Source organism: Pseudomonas sp. CH235, assembly GCF_004368175.1.
Lineage (GTDB): Bacteria > Pseudomonadota > Gammaproteobacteria > Pseudomonadales > Pseudomonadaceae > Aquipseudomonas > Aquipseudomonas paraglycinae.
In genome coordinates, this window is the sequence record NZ_RRZJ01000001.1 from 437,283 (window position 1) to 454,494 (window position 17,212).

15 protein-coding genes are annotated in these 17,212 nt (G+C 60.7%); 7 read left to right on the forward strand and 8 right to left on the reverse strand.

From position 1 onward, the window contains the following. The first annotated feature begins 48 nt into the window (after positions 1-48). Both EIY71_RS01810 and EIY71_RS01815 read left to right on the forward strand, forming a co-directional pair. Positions 49-1,347 (forward strand): MFS transporter, encoded by a 1,299-nt coding sequence (locus EIY71_RS01810; protein WP_102688049.1) that lies wholly within the window; start codon positions 49-51, stop codon positions 1,345-1,347. 21 nt (positions 1,348-1,368) lie between these two features. Then, the gene (locus EIY71_RS01815) at positions 1,369-2,337 is read left to right on the forward strand and encodes a D-glycerate dehydrogenase (protein ID WP_134020207.1); all 969 of its coding nucleotides are present in this window, start codon (positions 1,369-1,371) and stop codon (positions 2,335-2,337) included. A gap of 125 nt (positions 2,338-2,462) precedes the next feature. On the opposite strand, the gene EIY71_RS01820 is transcribed toward EIY71_RS01815, so the two are convergent. The 4 genes from EIY71_RS01820 to EIY71_RS01835 all read right to left on the reverse strand — a co-directional run bounded on the left by EIY71_RS01820 (position 2,463) and on the right by EIY71_RS01835 (position 7,896). Further along, positions 2,463-3,650, reverse strand: coding sequence for a pyridoxal phosphate-dependent aminotransferase (locus EIY71_RS01820; RefSeq protein ID WP_134020210.1), 1,188 nt, complete (start codon positions 3,648-3,650; stop codon positions 2,463-2,465). Positions 3,651-3,691: 41 nt separating this feature from the next. After that, entirely contained in the window at positions 3,692-5,317 is a 1,626-nt protein-coding gene (locus EIY71_RS01825) for a methyl-accepting chemotaxis protein (protein WP_134020213.1), read from the reverse strand. A 223-nt stretch (positions 5,318-5,540) separates the two neighbouring features. Further along, positions 5,541-6,680: a glycerate kinase gene (locus EIY71_RS01830; protein ID WP_134020216.1), complete on the reverse strand. Its 1,140-nt coding sequence runs from the start codon at positions 6,678-6,680 to the stop codon at positions 5,541-5,543. A 91-nt stretch (positions 6,681-6,771) separates the two neighbouring features. Continuing rightward, positions 6,772-7,896, reverse strand: a complete 1,125-nt coding sequence (locus tag EIY71_RS01835; protein WP_134020219.1) for a sugar diacid recognition domain-containing protein — start codon at positions 7,894-7,896, stop codon at positions 6,772-6,774. A 171-nt stretch (positions 7,897-8,067) separates the two neighbouring features. On the opposite strand from EIY71_RS01835, the gene EIY71_RS01840 reads away from it, so the two are divergent. Further along, positions 8,068-9,378, forward strand: a complete 1,311-nt coding sequence (locus EIY71_RS01840; RefSeq protein WP_134020222.1) for an MFS transporter — start codon at positions 8,068-8,070, stop codon at positions 9,376-9,378. A 56-nt stretch (positions 9,379-9,434) separates the two neighbouring features. On the opposite strand, the gene EIY71_RS01845 is transcribed toward EIY71_RS01840, so the two are convergent. After that, positions 9,435-9,806 (reverse strand): DUF6124 family protein, encoded by a 372-nt coding sequence (locus tag EIY71_RS01845; RefSeq protein ID WP_134020225.1) that lies wholly within the window; start codon positions 9,804-9,806, stop codon positions 9,435-9,437. A gap of 601 nt (positions 9,807-10,407) precedes the next feature. Next, on the reverse strand, positions 10,408-10,770 hold the full coding sequence (locus EIY71_RS01850; RefSeq protein ID WP_129973251.1) for a hypothetical protein: 363 nt from the start codon (positions 10,768-10,770) through the stop codon (positions 10,408-10,410). 97 nt (positions 10,771-10,867) lie between these two features. Here EIY71_RS01850 and EIY71_RS01855 point away from each other — a divergent pair, with 97 nt between their 5' ends. The 3 genes from EIY71_RS01855 (at position 10,868) to rarD (ending at position 13,871) form a co-directional block, all read left to right on the forward strand. Next, complete coding sequence (locus EIY71_RS01855) at positions 10,868-11,767, forward strand: LysR family transcriptional regulator (protein ID WP_134020228.1); 900 nt, start codon at positions 10,868-10,870, stop codon at positions 11,765-11,767. Positions 11,768-11,836: 69 nt separating this feature from the next. Continuing rightward, complete coding sequence (locus EIY71_RS01860; RefSeq protein ID WP_085745547.1) at positions 11,837-12,850, forward strand: aldo/keto reductase; 1,014 nt, start codon at positions 11,837-11,839, stop codon at positions 12,848-12,850. A 139-nt stretch (positions 12,851-12,989) separates the two neighbouring features. Next, entirely contained in the window at positions 12,990-13,871 is an 882-nt protein-coding gene (gene rarD / locus EIY71_RS01865; RefSeq protein ID WP_103385188.1) for an EamA family transporter RarD, read from the forward strand. 63 nt (positions 13,872-13,934) lie between these two features. Here the strand turns inward: rarD and hppD are convergent, their stop codons facing one another. Then, a complete protein-coding gene (gene hppD, locus EIY71_RS01870) occupies positions 13,935-15,011 on the reverse strand; it encodes a 4-hydroxyphenylpyruvate dioxygenase (protein WP_007958955.1) in 1,077 nt (358 codons plus the stop codon). A 246-nt stretch (positions 15,012-15,257) separates the two neighbouring features. Continuing rightward, complete coding sequence (locus EIY71_RS01875; protein ID WP_134020231.1) at positions 15,258-16,205, reverse strand: DMT family transporter; 948 nt, start codon at positions 16,203-16,205, stop codon at positions 15,258-15,260. A 76-nt stretch (positions 16,206-16,281) separates the two neighbouring features. On the opposite strand from EIY71_RS01875, the gene EIY71_RS01880 reads away from it, so the two are divergent. Further along, the gene (locus EIY71_RS01880) at positions 16,282-17,154 is read left to right on the forward strand and encodes a LysR family transcriptional regulator (protein WP_085745544.1); all 873 of its coding nucleotides are present in this window, start codon (positions 16,282-16,284) and stop codon (positions 17,152-17,154) included. Positions 17,155-17,212 lie beyond the last annotated feature (58 nt).

Genomic DNA, 17,212 nt, shown 5'->3' on the forward strand with positions numbered 1-17,212 from the left:
AACCATTGAACCTGCTGCGACAAAAACAACAAGCTCAGGAGCAAGACCATGAAAACCGCAACCCTCGCCACCCGCCGCTGGTGGTACATCATGCCGATCGTGTTCATCACCTACAGCCTGGCGTACCTCGACCGCGCCAATTACGGCTTCGCCGCCGCGTCCGGGATGGCCGCCGACCTGATGATCACCCCGGGCCTGTCCTCGCTGCTCGGCGCGCTATTCTTCCTCGGTTACTTTTTCTTCCAGGTGCCCGGCGCGATCTACGCGCAGAAGCACAGCGTCAAGAAGCTGATCTTCGTCAGCCTGATCCTCTGGGGCGGGCTCGCCACCTTGACCGGCGTGGTTTCCAACGCCTATTGGCTGATCGTCATCCGCTTCATGCTCGGCGTGGTCGAAGCGGCGGTGATGCCGGCGATGCTGGTCTATCTCTGTCACTGGTTTACCCGCGCCGAACGTTCGCGGGCCAACACCTTCCTGATCCTCGGCAACCCGGTAACGATGCTGTGGATGTCGGTGGTTTCGGGCTATCTGGTGCAGCATTTCAGTTGGCGCTGGATGTTCATCATCGAAGGCTTGCCGGCGGTGCTTTGGGCATTCATCTGGTGGAAACTGGCCGACGATCGTCCGGCCCAGGCCAAGTGGCTCAGCGAGCAGGAAAAGCACGATCTGGAAAGCGCGCTCGCTGCCGAACAGGTCGGCATCAAAGCGGTGAAGAACTACGCTGAAGCCTTCCGTTCGCCGAAGGTGATCATTCTGGCGCTGCAATTTTTCTGCTGGAGCATCGGCGTCTACGGCTTCGTGCTGTGGCTGCCGTCGATCCTCAAGGCCGGCGCGCAAATGGACATGATCGAGGCCGGCTGGCTGTCGGCGCTGCCGTATCTGGCGGCAGTGATCGGCATGCTGCTGGTGTCGTGGGGCTCGGACAAACTGCAAAAGCGCAAACGCTTCGTCTGGCCGCCGCTGCTGATTGCTTCGGTGGCGTTCTACGGCTCCTACGCTCTGGGCGCGGAGCATTTCTGGTGGTCGTACACGCTGCTGGTGATTGCCGGCGCCTGCATGTACGCGCCTTACGGGCCGTTCTTCGCCATCGTCCCGGAGATTCTGCCGGCCAACGTTGCCGGCGGCGCCATGGCGCTGATCAACAGCATGGGCGCCCTCGGTTCTTTCGGCGGCTCGTATCTGGTCGGTTACCTCAACAGTTCTACCGGTTCGCCCGGCGCTTCGTACCTGTTGATGAGCGGCGCGCTGATGCTCTCGGTGGTGCTGACGATTTTTCTCAAGCCCGGCGCCAGCGACCGGGTGACGGCCAAGCGCGTCGCACCGCGTCCGCTGCCGGCCCATTCCTGAATTGATAAAGAGATGACTGCGATGAAAAAGCAGGTTGTGTTGTACAAGAAACTGTCGCCGGCGCTGATGGCGCGCCTTGAGGAACAAGTCGATTTGACGCTGATCGACAGCCTCGACGCCGACGGCCTGATGAAACTGCGCGACGCTCTCCCCGGTGCTCACGGCCTGCTCGGTGCGAGCCTGAAACTGGACGCGGCGCTGCTCGATCTGGCGCCGAAGCTCGAGGCGATTTCCAGCGTCTCGGTGGGCGTCGACAACTACGACATCGACTACCTGACCCGGCGCAAGGTCATGCTGACCAACACCCCGGACGTGCTCACCGAAACCACTGCCGACACCGGTTTCGCACTGATCCTGGCCACTGCCCGGCGGGTGGTGGAGCTGGCGAACATGGTGCGCGGCGGTCACTGGCACCGCAGCATCGGCCCGGCGCATTTCGGTACCGATGTGCATGACAAGACGCTGGGCATCATCGGCATGGGGCGAATTGGCGAGGCGTTGGCGCAGCGCGGGCATTTCGGGTTCGGGATGCCGGTGATCTATCACAGCCAGTCGCGCAAACCGGCGGTTGAAGAACGTTTTGATGCGAAGTACCGCAGCCTGGAAAATCTGTTACAGGAGGCGGATTTCATCTGTCTGACCTTGCCGTTGACGGCGCAGACTGAAGGTTTGATTGGCGCGGAACAGTTTGCGCTGATGCGGCCGGACAGCATCTTCATCAACATTTCCCGGGGCAAGGTGGTGGATGAGGCCGCGCTGATCGACACCTTGCGCCATAACCGGATTCGCGCGGCGGGGCTGGATGTGTTCGAGCGTGAGCCGCTGAATCATGACTCGCCGTTGTTGCAGCTGAACAACGTGGTGGCGACGCCGCACATGGGCTCGGCGACCCATGAGACGCGCGAGGCGATGGCGCGGTGTGCGGTGGAGAATCTGTTGGCGGCGTTGGCCGGTGAAAAACCCGCCAACCTGGTGAATTCTCTACACTGATGATCGTTCCCACGCTCTGCGTGGGAATGCCTCAAGGGACGCTCCGCGTTCCAGCTCTGGAAGGGACGCGGAGCGTCCCGGGCTGCATTCCCACGCGGAGCGTGGGAACGATCAGGAGGAAACCCTCAGGCGCTGCGCACCTGGAGAAGCTGCGCAGCGCACAGTGCAATCCGCGAACACGCATCCGCCAGTTTTACTCTATCCACCACCAGCCCGATGCGAATATGCCCCGCCGCACTCGGCCCGAACGCTTCGCCTGCCAGCACCGAAACCCCATAACCCTCCAGCAATCGCTCGGCAAAATCCTGCGCGCCGAGCCCGGTCTGGCGCACGTCGACCATCACGAACATCCCGCCATCCGGTTTGATCGGGTACAACCCCGGACAACCACGCAACCGCTCGCACACCAGATCCCGACGCAACCGGTATTCCTCGCGCATCTGCGTTACTTCCGGCAGATCTTTCTCCAGCGCGATCTGCGCCGCTTTCTGCACAAAGTCCGGCAGACCGAACAACATGCTCAGCGACAGATTCACCAGATGCTCGGCCAACGGTTTCGGCCCGATCATCCAGCCGATCCGCCACCCGGTCATCGCATGGGATTTGGACAGACTGTTGATGGTCGCGGTGCGCTCGGCCATGCCCGGCAGGCTCGCCGGGCTGACGTGCTCGCCTTCGTATAACAATTCGCTGTAGACCTCATCGCTGATCAGCCACAGGTCATGGCGGATGCACAACGCCGCCAGCTCCTGCCAGATCAGCAGCGACAGACTCGCACCGGAGGGATTGTTGGGACTGTTGAGCAACATGGCTCGCGTTTTCGGAGTGATCCGCGTCGCGACATCCGCCGGATCGACCCGGAAACCGTTTTCCGGGCGAACCGGCACCGGCACCACGGTTGCGCCACAGGCACCGAACACGCCTTCGTAGGTCACGTACATCGGTTCGGCGACGATCACTTCATCGCCCGGATCGAGCAGACACTGCGCCACCGAATACACCGCGCATTGCGCGCCGGGCAGCACGATCACATGCTCGGCATCGACGTCCTGGCCGCTGCGTTGCCGATGGTGCTCGGCGATGCGCCTGCGCAACTCCAGCCGGCCGCGCACTTCGGAATAATGGGTATCGCCCGCCAACAGGCTGTCGATGGCGCCGTGGATGATCGGCAGCGGCGTATCGAAATCCGGATCACCCACCGACAGCAGCAACACATCGACCCCTTCGGCGCGCAGCTCCAGCGCTCGGTCGTGAATCCGCCAGGCTGCTGCTCCCTCCCCGGCGATTCGTTGGGTCAAGGCTGAATAGCGCATGTACGTCTCCTGATTGCGCGGTCTCCAGCCTTCACCCTAGGTCAAATCACAAAGCGCGCCACCATCGCATTCAAATCCACCGCCAGACGCGACAGTTCGTGGGTCGCGGCGCTGGTTTGATTCGCGCCGGCAGCTGATTGGGTGGCCAGGTCGCGGATGTTGACCAGGTTGCGATCGACCTCGCGGGACACCTGTGCCTGTTCTTCTGAAGCGCTGGCGATTACCAGGTTGCGCTCGTTGATCTGGTGAATCGATTGGGTGATCTGCTCCAGCGCCACGCCAGCGGCGCGGGCCATTTCCAGAGTCGACTGAGTGCGCTGGTTGCTCTGTTGCATCGACTCGACCGCTTCGCCGGTGCCGTTCTGGATGCCGGCGACCATTTTTTCGATTTCCTGGGTCGACTGCGCGGTGCGATGGGCCAGGGCGCGAACCTCGTCCGCTACCACCGCGAATCCGCGTCCCGCTTCACCGGCACGGGCCGCTTCGATGGCGGCGTTGAGCGCCAGCAGGTTGGTCTGTTCGGCGATGGCGCGGATCACGTCCAGCACCTTGCCGATGTCGCGGCCCTGAGCGGCCAGGCCTTCGATCATTTGCGCGGTGTTCTGGACGTCGTGGGTCATGGTCTGGATCGCATCGACGGTTTTCACCACTTGGTCGCGACCTTCACGGGCAGCGTGGGTCGACTGGTTCGAGGCTTCGGAAGTCGACACCGCGTTGCGTGCGACCTCTTCCACAGCAGCGGTCATTTCGTTGACGGCGGTCGCGGCCTGTTCGATTTCGTCGTTCTGCTGTTGCAGGCCACGGGACGCTTCTTCGGTCACGGCGCTGAGTTCTTCGGCAGCAGCGCCCAGCTGCGTGGCGGAGCCGGCGATTTGTTCGATGGTTTTGCGCAGGTTGGTCTGCATCGCCGCCAGCGCTTCAAGCAGGCGCGCCGGTTCGTCCTTGCCGTCGATTTCGATGACTTTGGTCAGGTTGCCGCCGGCGATGGTTTGCGCGGCAGCGACCGCGCGGTTCAGCGGGGTGACGATGCTGCGGGTCAACAGCCAGGCCAACAGCACGGTCAGCAACGCGGCAATCACGGCCACGGCGACGATGCCGGTAATGGCACTGTTGTAATACTCACCCGCCTGAGTGGAAGCGGTCTTCGCGTCGGCGGCATTGATTGCAATCAGCTTGTTGAGCTGTTCGCCCATCTTGTCGGTGCCGTCCTTGATCTTCGTGTTGATCAGGGCGCGCATCTCGTCGAGCTTGTCCTGGCGCGACAGCTCCATCATCTGGTTCTGCGCTTGCACATAGTTGTCGAGAGTCGTCGAAAACTCCTGATATAACGCGCGTTCCTCCGGGCCGGCCGGCAGTACTGCATAACTGGCCTGGGCAGCGCGCACCTTGTCCACCAGCACACCGATGCGGGTCTGGGCTTCCTGCAAACCGGCCGGTTCGCGGTTGACCAGAATGCGGAACGAGAGAATGCGCAGACGCAAGACGTTTTCCGTGACCACGGCGAGTTGCGTGACGCTTGGCAACTGCGTCGAGTCCATCTCCAGGGAAGCCTGACGGATGATCGACATGCGGTTGACGGCGAACACGCCAAGCACGATCACCAGCAAGGCAATAAAAGCAAAACCGAGGAAGGCACGGGGCGCGATATTCAGATTACGCAAGGACATAGGAGGACTCTCGGATGATTGAAACTACGAGCGTCCATGCCGTGATCACTGGCCCTTGGGGCGGGCTTCAGTCCGGCGTCACTATTTTAAGAAGTCTTGTGTGCGCCTGACTTCTGTATCGGCCAGGCTTGAGGAAGTTTGCGGGGAAAGATGAAATATTTTTCAAAGTGTTGCGGGTGTTTCAGCGGTGAAACACCCTTCGCTTCAGATGATGACTGACAGGTCAGGCTGGAGCTGCCATACCCCATACGCGAGCAATATCTGTTGCACGTTCACGCAACAGGCGCGGGGCTTCGGCGCAGGCTTGTTCCAGGGACATCGGGCCGCTGGTGACCGCGAATGCAGCGTCGATGCCGTGATCGTAGAGCGCTTGATAGCCCTCGCCCAACGTACCGGCTATGACGATTACCGGTACGCCGTGTTGCTTGGCGATCCGCGCCACGCCAAACGGGGTTTTTCCGCGCAGGGTCTGGGCATCGAAGCGCCCTTCTCCGGTAATCACCAGATCTGCGCCCTTCACTGCGTCGGACAGTCCGACCAGTTCTGCGACGACTTCGACACCGGCCTGGAAGCGTGCGCCGAGAAACGCTTTGGCGGCAAAGCCCAACCCACCTGCGGCACCACTGCCCGGTTCATCGCGTACGTCCTTGCCCAACGCCTGCGCGCAGAGTCCGGCGAAGTGGCCGAGGGCCTGATCCAGTTGTTGAACTTGCGCCGGTGATGCGCCCTTTTGTGGGCCAAAAATCGCCGAAGCGCCGTGGGGGCCGCACAGTGGATTGTTGACGTCAGCGGCGATGTCGAAACGGACGTGAGCCAGACGCGGGTCGAGTTCGCTCAGGTCCAGACGTGCGAGTTGCGCCAACGCCAATCCGCCCGGCACCAGAGCTTGCCCTTGAGCATTCAGCAGTTTCACGCCCAGCGCCTGCATCGCGCCGGCGCCGCCGTCATTGGTGGCGCTGCCGCCGATGGCCAGAATGACGCGATGTGCGCCGGCATCCAGCGCAGCGCGGATCAGCTCACCCGTGCCGAACGTGCTGCTGATGCACGCATCGCGTTGCCCCGGCGGCACCAATTGCAGGCCGCTGGCTTCAGCCATTTCGATGATTGCGGTGTGGTTATGCGGCAACCAGCCCCACGCAGCTTCAACTGCTGCGCCCAACGGGCCACGCACGCGGGTGCGGCGCAACTCGCCTTCGCACGCGGCGAGAATCGACTCCACCGTGCCTTCGCCACCGTCGGCCATCGGGCACTTGACCAGCGTCGCCTGCGGCCAGACCTGCGCCAGGCCCAGCGCAATGGCTTCTGCAACGCCTTGGGCACTCAGGCTGTCCTTGAACGAATCGGGGGCGATGACGATTTTCATGCGAATTCTCCAGTTCCAGTGCCCCTCATGCTGCCAGTCGCCTTGCCCGTTGACGCCTGTCCGCTGCACAAGTCGTGCAGGCGTTTATTGTTCATTTCGACAAATCGTCGGGTTGTGGCAGCAATTGCACCCCCAGATACAACGCCAGCATCCCGTCGAGCTTCAGCGGATCGACCCCGCTCAACTCTGCAATCCGCTCCATCCGGTAGCGCAGGCTGTTGCGGTGAATGCCCAAGGCATCGGCGCAGGCCTGGCTCTGCCCGTCGTGATCGCACCAGCTGCGCAAAGTCGCGAGCAACTGGCCGTTGCTGTCTTTGGCGATGACCTTGCGTAACGGTTTGAGCAGTTCATCCAGTGCATCATCGTTGCGATGACGCCAGAGCATGACCGGCAAACGATAGCGATTGAGGGTCAGCAGCCGTGAACGCGGCAGCACTTCGCGGCCATAGGCGAGCAAGTCGCCGACGCGCCGATAGCAACGGCGTAACCCGGCCAGCCCATCGGCCTGCCCGCCGACGGCAATGCGCAGGATGTTCCAGCCCAGGCCATCGAGTTTTTCCAGCAGGCGATCATGCTCAACGTTCTGACTCGCCGGCCGGCACCAGAGCAGCGACGACTTGGCCGAACTCACGCACCAACTGTCCGGATAGCGCGACATCAACCAGGCACTCAGCGCCTCGACGGTCTGCCCCGGCCCTTGTTCCAGGCCCAGCTCGAACAGATACGGCACTCGCGTCAGTTGCGGTTTGAGCCCGAGTTGCTGGGCCTCGTCGACCAGCCTTGGCGAATCCCCCGCTTCGCTCAACAGCAACGCCAGCAAGTCATCGCAACGCTGCCGCCGCCATTGCTGTTCGGATTGCTGGTTGCGCTGGCCCACCAGCATTTCAGCGGTCATGCGCACCAGCTCGGCGTAAGTACGCAGCTGCTCCGGCTCGCCGGTGATGCCGAGTACGCCGATCAAACGCTGATCGAGCAACAGCGGCAGATTGATCCCCGGCTGCACGCCTTTCAGATGCACCGCCGTCTGCGCGTCAATCTCCACCACCCGCCCGTTGGCCAGCACCAGTTGCGCGCCCTCGTGGCGGGTGTTGATCCGCTCCGGCTCGCCGCTGCCGAGAATCAGCCCCTGGCTGTCCATGACGTTGACGTTGTACGGCAAAATGGCCATGGCCCGGTCGACGATGTCCTGGGCGAGGTCGTGATCGAGTTCGAACATAAGGGCTGGAATCCTTGAAAACAGGCGCGGACGGTTGTTCACCCGCACAGGGTCTGGCAACAAACCCTGTGCTCAGGCACAAAGACAATCCGGCCAAAGGTGGCCGAGACTCTCAGGGCGATCAACGTTACCCTTTGCATCGCAAAAAATCATAATAAAGAGAGAGCCGCCATGTCGCAGAGCGCCGCTGCCGCCCAGACCATCGATGACGATAAAAACGCCGTCTACAAACGCATCACCCTGCGTTTGATCCCCTTCATCTTCATCTGCTACCTGTTCAACTACCTCGACCGGGTCAACGTTGGATTTGCCAAACTGCAGATGCTGGATGCGCTGAAATTCAGCGAAACCGTGTACGGCCTCGGTGCCGGTATCTTCTTCATCGGCTACGTGCTGTGCGGCGTGCCGAGCAACCTGGCGCTGACCAAATTCGGGCCACGGCGCTGGATCGCGCTAATGATGATCACCTGGGGCACGCTGTCGACCTGCCTGCTGTTCGTCACCACGCCGACCGAGTTCTACACCTTGCGTTTGTTTACCGGTGCCGCCGAAGCCGGGTTCTTCCCGGGCGTTGTGCTCTATCTCTCGCAATGGTTCCCGACCTTCCGCCGTGGCCGGATCATGGCGTTGTTCATGTCGGCGATCCCGGTGTCCGGCCTGCTCGGCAGCCCGTTTTCCGGCTGGATCCTCAATCACTTCGCCGCAGGGCAAGGTGGCCTCGCCGGTTGGCAGTGGATGTTCCTGCTGCAAGGCATTCCGACCGTGGTCTTGGGCGCACTCGCCTACTTCCTGCTCAGCGACAACTTCGCCAACGCCAAGTGGCTGACCCCTTACGAGCGTTCGGTGCTGGAAGCGGATCAGGCCGAAGACCTGGCGAACAAACCGAAAACCACCTCCGATTCGCTGATCGCGGTGTTCAAGAACCCGGCCATCTGGGCGTTTGGCCTGATCTACTTCTGCATCCAGAGCGGCGTGTACGCGATCAACTTCTGGCTGCCGTCGATCATCAAGAACCTCGGCTTCAGCGACAACCTGGTGATTGGCTGGTTGAGTGCGATTCCTTACCTGCTGGCCGCCGTGTTCATGCTGGTAGTAGGTCGCTCGGCAGACCTGCGTAAAGAACGTCGCTGGCATTTGGTGGTGCCAATGTTGATGGGCGCTGTCGGCCTGTTGATTGCGGTGAACTTCGCGGCGAATCCGGCGATTGCGATTCTTGGTCTGACCATTGCGACCATGGGCGCGCTGACCGGTCTGCCGATGTTCTGGCCAGTGCCGACTGCCATGCTGAGCGCGGGTGCTGCGACGGGTGGGTTGGCGTTGATCAACTCCATGGGGCAGATGGCGGGGTTCTTGAGCCCTTACCTTGTTGGTTGGGTGAAGGACAGCACTGGGTCGACGGATGCGGCGTTGTATCTGCTGGCGGGGGTGATTGTTGGCGGGAGTCTGCTGGCGTTGCGGATGACGCGGACGTTGCGGGCGTAAGCATTAGTCGAAATACAGAAACGGCCCTTTTCGGGCCGTTTTTCTTTTGGATCTAGCTACAGCGGTGCTTCAGTCTTGAGTTCCAGATTATCCAGCGCCCGGTTCACCGCCAGTTCACTCAGCATGATCAGTTGGGCAATGCCCAGCAATACGTGCCGCTGCGAGCCGTCCACCAGTCCGGCGAAATCGGTGGCCATGGTTTTGGCGCAGGTCAGGGTTTCAGAGGCGTCGGCCAGCAGTTCTTCACTGTCGATGCCGGGGGCGATGAGGTAGCGGGTGTTGGGTTTGAGCAGCGGTTTTCTGGGGAGCAGCGGATTGAGGTAGTGATCGAGGGCGCGTTCGGCGGCTTCGTGGAAGGTCTTGGAGTCGAGGGATTCGTAGGGTGAGGTTGTATCGGTTTCGGGTGGGTTGGGTGTTGGTTTGATCATGGTGAAACTCCTAAGGCGCTTATTGGAGCCACCACACTCGCTACCAAACGATGGTGGTGGCCAGACGCAGGTTGGTAGACCGGGCCTTAGGAGAAACGGCGCACCCGAAGGTGCCCTGCGAATGACCACCATAAAACAGAGACAAAAGACTCTACAAAATGGAGCACTCTGCACTTAAAGACCCGGGCTACCAAACCCGATCGCTGTTCTTTTCAGCGACGGGACAACGATAAAACCCGGCCCTTGAGCGCACAAGCCGGCGGATTCTGGCTTAGTCGTAGGCAACGGCGCAAGGTCGTGTAGCCTGGGTGCGTGTCTGGAAGTGTCCTTTAAACGCATGGTTTAAACACTGCGGTGTACTTGAGAACCTACCCCCTCACCCCAGCCCTCTCCCCCAGGGGGGGCGAGGGGGAAAGGGAGCCGATCTCGGTGCTTTTCAAGGCCGGCGTTCGACTCAATATCCCACGTCGGTATAAGTCGTGAGGTGTGTTTTTCTAAGCCTGAGTTCAACTCGGTATTTCACGTCGGCGTAACTTGTGAGAACACCTCGTTCGGCTCCCTCTCCCTCCGGGAGAGGGCTGGGGTGAGGGCGCTCTTGATTCTAACCACCCGATTTCGCGTCCAACTCAAGAACCACTCCCCCCGGCATCTGCACAAAAATCTGCCAGACCCCGTCCTCCGGCACCTGCGCCACCTGATACGGCAACCCACTGCCCTGCACCCGCTTCAAAACCACCGCCGCGTCTTCATCAGTACGAAACGCGATGTGGCTCAAAGCAGCGTCCTCGGACAAAGGCTGCTCAATCACATGCACCAACGCCTCCCCATCCTGATACAACCACCGCCCGGGAAACGGAAACGGCGGCCGGCGCCCCGGCGTCAATCCCAACAACCCACCAAAAGCGTCCTGCAGCGCCTGACCGTCAGCGGTGTTGAAAGCAAGATGATCAAATGTCCACGTCATGTCTGTCTCCTGCGGTTATTCAGGATTTCAGTATCTGCGCTTGCCAATCCCGGAAAAATCCCGCAAAACGCCAAGGATCTTCAACGGATTTTTACTAATGAGCTCAATCCTCGATCTGGAAATCTTCGTCCGCACCGCCGACTCCGGCAGCATCTCCGCCGCCGCTCGGGCGCTGGAGCTGACGCCGGCAGCCGCCAGCATCGCGTTGAAACGCCTGGAAACCCGCCTCGGCATACGCCTCTTCGCCCGCTCCACCCGCAGCATGCGCCTGACCGAAGAAGGCCGGCGCTATCTGGAAAGCGTGCGTCTGGCGCTGGCGACACTGGCCGAGGGCGAGCAGGCACTGAAGCAGCAGACCGAAGGCTTGAGCGGCGTGCTGCAACTGGCGGCGCCGTCGGACTTCGGGCGCAATGTGTTGCTGCAGTGGCTGGACGATTTCAAGCGCGAGCACCCGCACATTCAACTGCAATTGCTGCTCAATGACCGGCATGCGGATCTGTTTCGCGAAACGGTGGACGTGGCGCTGCGCTTCGGCGTGCCGAGTGATTCGACGCTGGTGGCGTTGCCGATTCTGCCTGAGCATCGGCGTGTGGCCTGCGCCAGCCCCGCGTATCTGGAACGTCACGGTACACCGTTAAACCCTGCCGATTTAAGCGAGCACAGCGCCCTGCTCTACCTGCGCAACGGTCGGCCTTACAACACTTGGCGCTTCCATCGCGAAGACGAAACCGTCGAGGTCGAAGTACGCGGCGACTACCTCAGCGACGACGGCGAAGTCGCCCGCCGCTGGGCCCTCGTAGGGCACGGAATCGCCTACAAGGCCTGGCTCGACGTGGCCGAAGACGTGCGTGCCGGGCGACTGATGACACTGTTCGATGACTGGCATGGCGAGAGTGTGCCGTTCAATCTGTTGTGCCCGCACCGGGTGCAGGTGTCGGAACGGGTCAAGGTGCTGCAGGTGTTTTTACGCGAGCGCTGCGAGGCATTGCGTCGATAAATTCACTTTGCCGCGCCGGGCGCTTCTGGTATTTGATGGAAGCTTTCCCACCGACAAAAGGATTTCGGCATGAGCTATCGCACACTGGGTCACTCGGGATTGCAGGTGTCCACCCTCACCCTCGGCACGATGATGTTCGGCGAACAGACCAGCGCGGAAGACTCGCTGCGCATCATCGACAAGGCCTGGGATCAGGGCATCAATTTCATCGACACGGCCGACGTCTACACCAACGGCCGCTCGGAAGAGATCGTCGGCGAAGCCATCGCCCGTCATCGGCATGAATGGGTGCTGGCGACCAAAGTCGGTTTCGGCCCGGTGGATGGCGTGCCGAACCGCAGCGGCTTGAGCCGCAAGCACATCTTCAACGGTCTGGAGGCCAGCCTGACCCGGCTCGGCACCGACTACCTCGACATCTATTACCTGCACCGCGAAGACCACAATACGCCGCTGGAAGTGACGATTTCGGCGATTGGCGATCTGATTCGCCAGGGCAAAATCCGTTATTGGGGCCTGTCGAACTATCGCGGCTGGCGGATTGCCGAGGTGATTCGCGTGGCGGACAAACTAGGTGTCGATCGCCCGGTGATCAGCCAGCCGCTGTACAACATCGTCAACCGTCAGGCCGAAACTGAGCAGATCACCGCCGCCCAGACTTACGGCCTTGGCGTGGTGCCTTACAGCCCGCTGGCCCGTGGCGTGCTCAGCGGCAAGTACGCACCGGACGTGACCCCGGACGCCAACAGCCGTGCCGGGCGCCAGGACAAACGGATTCTGGAAACCGAGTGGCGCGTGGAGTCGTTGCGCATTGCCCAGCAGATTCAGCAATACACCCAGGAGCGTGGGGTCGGGATCGTTGAATTCGCAATTGCCTGGGTACTGAACAACAGCGCGGTGACGTCGGCGATTGTCGGGCCGCGTACTGAAGAACAGTGGGATGCGTACACCAAGGCGCAGGCGGTGAAGATTACGGCTGAGGATGAAGCGTTTATCGACTCACTGGTGACGCCGGGGCATGCTTCTACGCCGGGGTTTAATGATGTGAGCCATTTTGTGTCGGGGCGTAAACCGCATCAGGCTTAAGCACCTATGCTTCGACACAGGTCCGTGCTCTCACCGGACCTGTGTCGAATGTTGGAAATATTGATCACTCGGCCAATATTCAGCACAAAAACCACGTATCCTGCGCGCCCCGTTTCACCATCACCCCCGCGAGGACAGTTTGTCTAAAGGCATTGCTTTATCGGTGACAGCATCGACGCTGTTTGCCGTCATGTATTACTACACCTCGTTGCTCACCCCGTTGAGCGGCGTGGAAATCTTCGGTTGGCGGATGTTGCTGACCGTGCCCTGCATGACCGTGTTCATGCTGGTTTCCGGCGAATGGCGGCGGGTGCTGGAGCTGCTGCGCCGGATCCCTGCGCTGCCGAAGTTGATCGGCGGCCTGATTCTTTCGTCAGCGCTGCTGGGCGTGCAGTTGTGGCTGTTCATGTGGGCGCCGCTCAACGGCTACAGCCTTGATGTGTCGCTGGGTTACTTCCTGCTACCGTTGTCCATGGTCCTGACCGGACGCATCGCTTATGGCGAAAACCTGTCATACCTGCAAAAAGTCGCGGTGTTTTTTGCCAGCCTCGGTGTGTTGAACGAGTTGTATCAGGTCGGCGGGTTTTCCTGGGCGACGCTGGTGGTGGTCGTCGGTTACCCGCTGTACTTCGTGCTGCGCAAATACCTCAAGACCGACAACCTCGGCGGTTTGTGGGTCGACATGACCCTGATGCTGCCGGTGGCGTACTGGTTTGTGCGCGGCGGCGAACAGGGTTTCGGCGTGTTCGATCAGTACCCGGCGCTGACATGGCTGATTCCGTTGCTCGGTCTGATCAGTGCATCGGCGCTGGTGGTGTACATCATTGCCAGTCGCCTTCTGCCGTTCAGTCTGTTCGGTTTGTTGAGTTATGTAGAGCCAGTGTTGTTGCTCGGCGTGGCGCTGCTGCTGGGTGAGAGCATCAAGCCCGGAGAATGGCTGACCTACATCCCGATCTGGCTCGCCGTGGTGGTGCTGGTGTTTGAAGGCTTCAAGCATCTGATGCGCCAACGGCGCCCGTAAGACGCGCAATAAAAAGCCCGGCCTGCATTTCTGCAGGCCGGGCTTTTTTACAGCTGATGCGGATTACTCGGTAGCGAGTACACCGCGACGCACTTGGTCACGCTCGATCGATTCGAACAGTGCCTTGAAGTTGCCTTCGCCGAAACCATCATCGCCCTTACGCTGGATGAATTCGAAGAACACCGGGCCCATCAGGGTTTCCGAGAAGATCTGCAGCAGCAGACGCTTGTCTTCTTTATCCGACGCACCGTCGAGCAGGATGCCGCGCGATTGCAGTTGATCCACCGGCTCGCCGTGGTTCGGCAGGCGGCCTTCGAGCATTTCGTAGTAGGTGTCCGGCGGCGCGGTCATGAAGCGCATGCCGATCTTCTTCAACTGATCCCAGGTCTTGACCAGGTCGTCGGTGAGGAACGCCACGTGCTGGATGCCTTCGCCATTGAACTGCATCAGGAACTCTTCGATCTGCCCGGCGCCCTTCGACGATTCTTCGTTGAGCGGGATGCGGATCATGCCGTCCGGCGCGGTCATCGCTTTCGAGGTCAGGCCGGTGTATTCGCCCTTGATGTCGAAGTAACGGATTTCGCGGAAGTTGAACAGCTTCTCGTAGAAGTTCGCCCAGTAGGCCATGCGACCGCGATACACGTTGTGGGTCAGGTGGTCGATGATCTTCAGGCCGGCACCGACCGGGTTGCGGTCAACGCCTTCGAGGAACACGAAGTCGATGTCATAGATCGAGCTGCCTTCGCCGAAACGGTCGATCAGGTACAGTGGCGCACCGCCAATGCCTTTGATCGCCGGCAGATTCAGTTCCATCGGGCCGGTTTCGATATGGATCGGCTGGGCGCCGAGTTCCAGTGCGCGGTTGTAGGCCTTCTGCGAATCCTTGACCCGGAACGCCATGCCGCAAACGGACGGGCCGTGCTCGGCCGCGAAGTACGAAGCAACGCTGTGGGGTTCGTTGTTGAGGATCAGGTTGATCGCGCCCTGACGATACAGGTGCACGTTCTTGGAACGGTGGGTCGCGACCTTGGTGAAGCCCATGATCTCGAAGATCGGCTCCAGGGTGCCAGGTGTCGGCGATGCGAACTCGATGAACTCGAAGCCCATCAGGCCCATTGGGTTTTCGTATAAATCTGCCATGGTTGGCGCCTCATCATTCTTATCAATTAACCAGAGTTATTTGTCAGTAATGCTGAGACCGGTGGGTGGCGCACAGGAGATGCCACGCACACTGCGGGCGAGGAAGTCACCGTAGATCAGTTGAAACCCGAATATCTTCATTGTCGACCCAAGGCTCTTGCGGGCGAGGCTTCTGCTGCCAGAAGACGATTATTATTGTATGCGTAACCCGATTCTACACAGCGTAAATAGGGTTGTCTGCCCTCTCTATAAAATCCGCTTTTTTCCGGCCGGTGCAAGGGGTTTGTTGCACAGCCAGATGCCCGCCAGAATCAGCACGCCGCCCAGGCACATGGCCAGCGTCAGCTGTTCACCCAGCAGGATTGCACCGGCCAGCACGGCGGTCAGCGGATTGAGCGCAATGAACACGCCGGAGCGTGTGGCGCCGATTTTACGGATGCCATCGTAGTAACCGATGTAGGCCAGCGCCGAACCGAGTACGCCCAGATAAGCCAGGCTCAGCCATTGGCGTGTGCCAAGTGCCGCCAGCGCTGCAACGTCCACTTCGCCCCGGCTCAGGGCCAGCGCCCACAACATCAGGGTGCCCAGCAGAATCGAAAAGGTCACGGTCTGCACCGGACCGATGCTCTGGTTCAGGCCGCGAGAGAACAGCGAATAGACGCCCCAGCTCAAAACGCAGCCGAGGATCAGCAGATCGCCAATCCACGCGTCCGGCGTTTCGCTCAACAGCTGCGGGTTGCGACTGACGATCACCACACCCGCCCCGCCGATGCAGATTGCGATGCCCATAACCTTGAGCCGGTTCAGCCGCTCCTTGAACAGCAGCCATGACGCCAGACCAATGACTGCCGGGTTCAGCGCCACGATCAACGAGGCCCGGGAAGCGTTGATGTATTGCAACCCGTAAAAGAAGCACAGGTTGTAGAAGAAAATTCCGAAGAACCCCAACAGGGCCAGTTGCAGCCATTGCCTGAACGTGGGCCGCGCCAACCGTATTCGAGCGAGCCTTAAACACACGAGCAACGCCACGCTGGCCAGCAGAAACCGCAGGCTGGCAGCAAACACCGGGCTCAGGCTGCCGGCCAAAAAACGCCCGGCCACCCACGTTCCGCCCCAGATCATGGTGACCAAGGCCAGGTTCAAATAGACGGGCATGTCCGAGGCGACCGGACGAACAGGTTCATGACAACTCATAACGCTCCAACGACGAGACTGACGGATGACGTATCATTCGATTGATTCCTCATCATCGTAAAATGAGTCTTTACTCATGACCCTGACCCAACTCGAAATCTTCTCGCTGGTGGCCGAACTGCGCGGCTTCACCCTCGCCGCCCATCGTCTGGGAATTTCCCAGTCAGCGGTGTCTCATGCATTGAAGTCGCTGGAACAGGAACTGGGCGTCGAGCTGCTGCGCCGGCATCAATCGCAAGTGGAACTGAGCGACATCGGCGAACAACTGCTGTTGCGGGCACGGGCGATGCTTGGGCTGGCGAACACCTTGCGTCAGGAGGCGGCGGATGCGCGCGGCATGAAACGCGGCACGCTGCGCATCGGCTCGTTCGGGCCGACGTCTTCGATCAAATTGTTGCCGCGGATTCTTCAGCAGTATCGCGAGGCGCATCCGGGGATCGAAGTGCACATCGATGAAGGCCCGGATCGGCAGGTCATTCAGTGGCTGGAGGAGCGGCGGATCGATATCGGTTTTGTGGTGCTGCCCGAGGAGCGCTTCGACACGTTCACCTTGATTGAAGATCAGATGGTCGCCCTTCTTCCGCTCGGTCACCCGCTGGCGGCGCACGACTCAGTGAGTCTTAAAGACCTGTGCAACGATCCGTTTGTGCTGACCGAGGCGGGTTCGTCGGAACTGGTTTCGCGCCTGTTCAACGCCGCGCGGTTGAGCCCCAACATCCGCTATCGCTGTTCGCAGCTGCTCAGCACGCTCGACACCGTGGGCCGGGGCGATGCGATGACCGTGGTGGCCGAAGGTTCGTTGCCTTTCGATCCGGAACCGCGATACATCAAGCGACCGCTGTCCCCCGTAGTCACCCGGCAGGTCGGCCTGGCGGTGCTGGACCAGCGCCAGGCATCGCCTGCCACGCTGGCATTCATTCAGCTGGCAACCCGGCTGGATTATCGTTGAGCGGCGCAGGTGTCATTGGCCATCTATCATGGGCTCAGACCTCGGGCTTTGCGCGCAC

Coding starts and splice junctions, on each gene's coding strand:
- EIY71_RS01820 (WP_134020210.1), bottom strand. CDS start 3,650: ATGCGCTATTCAGCCTTGACCCAACGAATCGCCGGGGAGGGAGCAGCA.
- EIY71_RS01810 (WP_102688049.1), top strand. CDS start 49: ATGAAAACCGCAACCCTCGCCACCCGCCGCTGGTGGTACATCATGCCG.
- EIY71_RS01835 (WP_134020219.1), bottom strand. CDS start 7,896: ATGTTCGAACTCGATCACGACCTCGCCCAGGACATCGTCGACCGGGCC.
- EIY71_RS01845 (WP_134020225.1), bottom strand. CDS start 9,806: ATGATCAAACCAACACCCAACCCACCCGAAACCGATACAACCTCACCC.
- EIY71_RS01875 (WP_134020231.1), bottom strand. CDS start 16,205: ATGAGTTGTCATGAACCTGTTCGTCCGGTCGCCTCGGACATGCCCGTC.
- EIY71_RS01815 (WP_134020207.1), top strand. CDS start 1,369: ATGAAAAAGCAGGTTGTGTTGTACAAGAAACTGTCGCCGGCGCTGATG.
- hppD (WP_007958955.1), bottom strand. CDS start 15,011: ATGGCAGATTTATACGAAAACCCAATGGGCCTGATGGGCTTCGAGTTC.
- EIY71_RS01880 (WP_085745544.1), top strand. CDS start 16,282: ATGACCCTGACCCAACTCGAAATCTTCTCGCTGGTGGCCGAACTGCGC.
- EIY71_RS01840 (WP_134020222.1), top strand. CDS start 8,068: ATGTCGCAGAGCGCCGCTGCCGCCCAGACCATCGATGACGATAAAAAC.
- EIY71_RS01850 (WP_129973251.1), bottom strand. CDS start 10,770: ATGACGTGGACATTTGATCATCTTGCTTTCAACACCGCTGACGGTCAG.
- EIY71_RS01825 (WP_134020213.1), bottom strand. CDS start 5,317: ATGTCCTTGCGTAATCTGAATATCGCGCCCCGTGCCTTCCTCGGTTTT.
- EIY71_RS01860 (WP_085745547.1), top strand. CDS start 11,837: ATGAGCTATCGCACACTGGGTCACTCGGGATTGCAGGTGTCCACCCTC.
- EIY71_RS01830 (WP_134020216.1), bottom strand. CDS start 6,680: ATGAAAATCGTCATCGCCCCCGATTCGTTCAAGGACAGCCTGAGTGCC.
- EIY71_RS01855 (WP_134020228.1), top strand. CDS start 10,868: ATGAGCTCAATCCTCGATCTGGAAATCTTCGTCCGCACCGCCGACTCC.